This is a genomic window from Providencia sp. wls1922 (genome assembly GCF_009706505.1).
In the GTDB taxonomy this organism is placed as follows: Bacteria; Pseudomonadota; Gammaproteobacteria; order Enterobacterales; family Enterobacteriaceae; genus Providencia; species Providencia lanzhouensis.
Genome location: NZ_WLUG01000077.1, coordinates 1 through 4,512 on the forward strand (window position 1 = coordinate 1; position 4,512 = coordinate 4,512).

The following is a 4,512-nucleotide window of genomic DNA, read 5'->3' on the forward strand; positions in this document are numbered from 1 at the left end:
AACGCCGTAGCGCCGATGGTAGTGTGGGGTCTCCCCATGTGAGAGTAGGGAACTGCCAGACATCAATTTTTAAGGTTGTGTCAGTGCTGACTGACCGTACCATATTGCTGATATGGCTCAGTTGGTAGAGCACACCCTTGGTAAGGGTGAGGTCCCCAGTTCGAATCTGGGTATCAGCACCATGAATACTAAAATAGTTTAAAAGAATTTACCTAGCGGCAATAGCGCGGTGGTCCCACCTGACCCCATGCCGAACTCAGTAGTGAAACGCCGTAGCGCCGATGGTAGTGTGGGGTCTCCCCATGTGAGAGTAGGGAACTGCTAGGTTTTAAATATAAGAAGCCACCCAATGGGTGGCTTTTTGCTATCTAACGATCTGTACTTTCCAAAACTCTTCTCAATTTTTTACTTATCATATTATTTCCGCCTACATGCTATTCACTGCTAGGTCTGGCTGATAGACTTATAAAATCTTAGATCACTATTTGAAATGAAGGTAGTAATGAACCTGACCGCCGAACTCAAATCACTTAATAGCTTCGGTATTGATGCCAAAGCTATTAAGGTGAATATTGTACAAAGCGCTGATGCGCTGTACCAACAGTGGACAACAGCAAAAAATGGCAATCTTCCAGTACTGCTATTAGGCGGGGGAAGCAATGTGTTATTTACTGAAGACTTTGAAGGTGTGGTCATTGTAAACAGAATTAAAGGTATCGAAATTACTGAGTCTGCAGATGCTTGGCATGTACACGCATCCGCGGGGGAAAACTGGCATCAACTACTTGAAACATTGCTTCATAAAGGAATATATGGCGCAGAGAATTTAGCGCTGATCCCTGGATGCGTAGGTTCTGCACCGATACAAAATATTGGAGCTTATGGCTTAGAGCTAAAAGATATTTGTGAATATGTGGATATCCTCTGCTTAAATACAGGTCGAATCACTCGAATCCTTGCTGAAGAATGCGGTTTTGGATATCGAGACAGCATCTTTAAACATGAATATCAGAATTCACATGCGATTATCAGCGTTGGATTGATTTTTGCTAAGGAATGGTCACCAAAGCTAACATATGGTGATTTAGCTAAGCTCGATCCTAATACTGTAACGCCTTCTGATGTGTTTGATACGGTATGTGCGACTCGCAGAAGTAAATTACCGGATCCCGCTGTAACAGGTAATGCTGGTAGTTTCTTTAAAAATCCGGTCGTCTCTGGTGAACTCGCGGAGACAATCAAAGCTAGCTATCCTAATTGTCCTCAATACGCTCAGGCAGATGGAAATGTGAAATTAGCGGCAGGTTGGTTGATTGACCAATGTGGCTTAAAAGGTTATGAACTAGGTGGTGCTGCAGTTCATACACAGCAAGCTTTGGTATTGATCAATAGAGAGAATGCGACAGGAAAAGATATTGTGGAGCTCGCTAAGCATGTCAGCCACACAGTTGCACAGCATTTCGATATATTTTTGGAGCCTGAAGTTCGTTTTATAGGACGAAATGGAGAGGTCAATGCGATGGACTGTATACAATGAAAGAGATGAGTATTCCATTACAGGTTATCGATATTTTGGCGGATGGACAAATTCATTCAGGAGAACAACTGGGTGAACGCTTAGGAATGACGAGAGCGGCAATTAACAAACATATTAAAACATTGCGCTCATGGGGTCTCGATATTCAAACAGTGACTAGCAAAGGATATCAGCTTCCTTCGCAAATTAACCTACTGAGTAAAGAACGCATTGAACAGTATGTTACTGACTCTAATGTTATAGTTGAACCGGTTATCGATTCAACTAACCAATATATGTTGGATCGAATCCCTCATCTGCAATCTGGGGATACTTGCTTAGCTGAATACCAAAGTGCGGGAAGAGGTCGTCGCGGGCGCCAATGGATTTCGCCATTCGGATGTAACCTTTACCTTTCAACATATTGGAAGTTAGAGCAAGGTCCTGCTGCTGCGATTGGTTTGAGCTTAGTTGTTGGTATTGTGATTGCTGAAACCTTAAATAAATTATGTGGAAATAAAGTCAAAGTTAAATGGCCTAATGACCTCTACATGAATGATAAGAAGCTTGCTGGAATTCTGGTTGAACTAACCGGTAAAACTGGTGATGCAGCGCATATTATTATTGGTGTTGGTATCAATATTGGTATGAGTAAAAATATCATTAAAAAAGAAGAAACAATAAATCAAGCTTGGTCTGCATTAATTGATGAAATTGAAAATATTGAGAGAAATGAGTTAGCTGGAAATATTATTAATTCATTAAAAGAATCATTATGTATATTTGAGAAACAAGGATTGGAACCATTTTTGTCTCGATGGTTTGAATTAGATAATTTTTTAGGACGCAAGGTTAAATTATTGATTGGTAATGATATTGTTGTAGGTGTTGAAAAGGGAATAAATGAGCAGGGCGCTCTGTTATTACAAAAAGAAAATGGAGACATTATCCCCTATATTGGCGGTGAAATATCATTAAGATCGAATGAAAATTAATTAAATTGGCCGGATAATACCGGCCTTATCAATTATTTTCTTAAGCGTACATTCCTAATAGAATGATTTTCACCCTTAGTCATAATTAAACTTGCCCGTTCTTTAGTCGGCAAAATATTCTCTTCAAGATTTAAACCATTAATCTCATCCCAAATTGAACTCGCTACATTGATAGCTTCTTCTTCACTGAGCTTAGAGTAATTATGGAAATATGAATCGGGATCAGAAAACGCACCTTGCCTAAATTTCAAAAAGCGTCCGATATACCATTGCTTCAGTAATTGAGGGTCAGCATCAACATAAATGGAAAAATCAACAAAATCAGAAACAAAGACATGGTGAGGATCTTGAGGGTAGTCCATATCACTTTGCAGGACGTTTAACCCTTCTAATATTAAAATATCAGGTTGGTCGATAACTTGTGTCTGATCAGGAACAATATCGTATGTTAAATGCGAATAAACAGGTGCTGCAACATTGCGCGCTCCTGACTTGATTTGAGAAACAAAGTTAACCAACTTCCGCATATCGTAAGATTGCGGAAAACCTTTTTTCTTCATTATATCTTTGTCGCGCAAGACTTGGTTTGGATATAAAAAGCCATCGGTAGTAATCAAATCAACTTTTCGATGTTCTGGCCAACGGGTTAGTAGCGCTTGTAGCAAACGAGCGGTAGTGCTTTTTCCTACAGCAACACTACCAGCGATACCAATGATATAGGGTACCTTTGCACCATTAGTCCCTAAAAATTGCTCTAACACCGCCTGACGGCGCAAATTGGAACTTATATAAAAGTTCAGCAGACGCGAAAGAGGAAGATAAATTTCGATGACATCATCCATGGAGAGCTCTTCATTAATACCTTTAAGTTCAAGAAGCTCACTTGATGATAATGTTAGAGGTACAGAATCACGCAAAGTGGCCCAATGCTCTCTATCGAACTCTAAATATGGTGTCGTCATAAAATTTTCTTTTTGTTTCATAAGCCAACATCTGCCTATTGTGTGCAGGTTGGACAGGCTGCAAAAGCATCTGTATCCATAAAATTTGGTAGCATCATAGCGAGTGAAGAGAAGTAGGCGTAGGTTTTTTTGTGTTTTATGTGAATTTTTTTTGACGTATGCAAAAAAAAGCAGGATTTTTGCTGAAAAACTAAACGATAAAAATAGGGGAAAAACTGTGATAGTGAATAAAAAAATTATATTTTACGAAACCAAACTCGATAACGGTGCTTTACTCCTAAGATTATAATCGATTATAGTTGATGGCTGCTGTTGATGTTTTAATCTCAAAATAGATAAAAAATCAACAAAACTGCAAAAAGCGAATAAAATATGAGCAAATGAACAAAAAATTAAATTTTTTTGTTGCAACCTGCGCTCACTCTTCCTAGAATGCGCAGCACTTGATGCCGGCATAGCTCAGTTGGTAGAGCAACTGACTTGTAATCAGTAGGTCCCGAGTTCGACTCTTGGTGCCGGCACCATTAAAAATTTGGATAGGTGGGATACCCAAGCGGCCAAAGGGAGCAGACTGTAAATCTGCCGTCACAGACTTCGAAGGTTCGAATCCTTCTCCCACCACCATCTCCAATAAGCTTCTATAAGCTTTGCGGAAAACAGTTTAACAGCTGATAACTCAGGTAGCCGAGTTCATTGCGGGCATCGTATAATGGCTATTACCTCAGCCTTCCAAGCTGATGATGCGGGTTCGATTCCCGCTGCCCGCTCCAAGATGTGCTGATATAGCTCAGTTGGTAGAGCACACCCTTGGTAAGGGTGAGGTCGGCAGTTCGAATCTGCCTATCAGCACCACTTCCCCGATGTTCTCAATTATCTCCTGTTTTGTCTCCTGTAAAGAAAGAATACAAGCGAATTTAATCCTTGCTTGGTTGATGTGGTTTAACCACCGATTCCGTGTCTTAGAGGGACAATCTAATGTCTAAAGAAAAATTTGAACGTTCAAAACCGCACGTTAACGTTGGTACAATCGGCCACGTTG

The 4,512-nt window shown here is 40.2% G+C and carries 3 protein-coding genes, 5 tRNA genes, 1 rRNA gene and 1 pseudogene; 9 read left to right on the plus strand and 1 reads right to left on the minus strand.

Annotated features, from left to right (window positions below; genetic code table 11):
* Window positions 1–106 precede the first annotated feature (106 nt).
* The 4 genes from GKR71_RS07715 (at window position 107) to birA (ending at window position 2,511) form a co-directional block, all read left to right on the plus strand.
* Window positions 107–182 (plus strand) — tRNA-Thr (locus GKR71_RS07715).
* Between the two features lie 29 nt (window positions 183–211).
* Window positions 212–327 (plus strand): 5S ribosomal RNA (gene rrf, locus GKR71_RS07720).
* A gap of 175 nt (window positions 328–502) precedes the next feature.
* Window positions 503–1,537: a UDP-N-acetylmuramate dehydrogenase gene (gene murB / locus GKR71_RS07725; RefSeq protein ID WP_036950944.1), complete on the plus strand. Its 1,035-nt coding sequence runs from the start codon at window positions 503–505 to the stop codon at window positions 1,535–1,537.
* Window positions 1,534–2,511, plus strand: coding sequence for a bifunctional biotin--[acetyl-CoA-carboxylase] ligase/biotin operon repressor BirA (gene birA / locus GKR71_RS07730; RefSeq protein WP_036950942.1), 978 nt, complete (start codon window positions 1,534–1,536; stop codon window positions 2,509–2,511). Before murB ends, birA begins: the two co-directional genes overlap by 4 nt.
* A 32-nt stretch (window positions 2,512–2,543) precedes the next feature.
* Here birA and coaA read toward each other — a convergent pair whose 3' ends face one another.
* On the minus strand, window positions 2,544–3,494 hold the full coding sequence (gene coaA, locus GKR71_RS07735) for a type I pantothenate kinase (RefSeq protein ID WP_036950939.1): 951 nt from the start codon (window positions 3,492–3,494) through the stop codon (window positions 2,544–2,546).
* A 427-nt stretch (window positions 3,495–3,921) separates the two neighbouring features.
* On the opposite strand from coaA, the gene GKR71_RS07740 reads away from it, so the two are divergent.
* From GKR71_RS07740 to GKR71_RS07760, 5 genes and pseudogenes are all read left to right on the plus strand, one after another.
* A tRNA-Thr gene (locus GKR71_RS07740) sits at window positions 3,922–3,997 on the plus strand.
* Between the two features lie 15 nt (window positions 3,998–4,012).
* Window positions 4,013–4,097, plus strand: a tRNA-Tyr gene (locus GKR71_RS07745).
* 71 nt (window positions 4,098–4,168) lie between these two features.
* Window positions 4,169–4,243 (plus strand) — tRNA-Gly (locus tag GKR71_RS07750).
* Window positions 4,244–4,249: 6 nt separating this feature from the next.
* Window positions 4,250–4,325: transfer RNA gene (locus tag GKR71_RS07755), tRNA-Thr, on the plus strand.
* Between the two features lie 123 nt (window positions 4,326–4,448).
* Window positions 4,449–4,512: pseudogene (locus GKR71_RS07760) on the plus strand (GTP-binding protein); the annotation flags it as partial.

Coding starts and splice junctions, on each gene's coding strand:
- murB (WP_036950944.1), top strand. CDS start 503: ATGAACCTGACCGCCGAACTCAAATCACTTAATAGCTTCGGTATTGAT.
- birA (WP_036950942.1), top strand. CDS start 1,534: ATGAAAGAGATGAGTATTCCATTACAGGTTATCGATATTTTGGCGGAT.
- coaA (WP_036950939.1), bottom strand. CDS start 3,494: ATGAAACAAAAAGAAAATTTTATGACGACACCATATTTAGAGTTCGAT.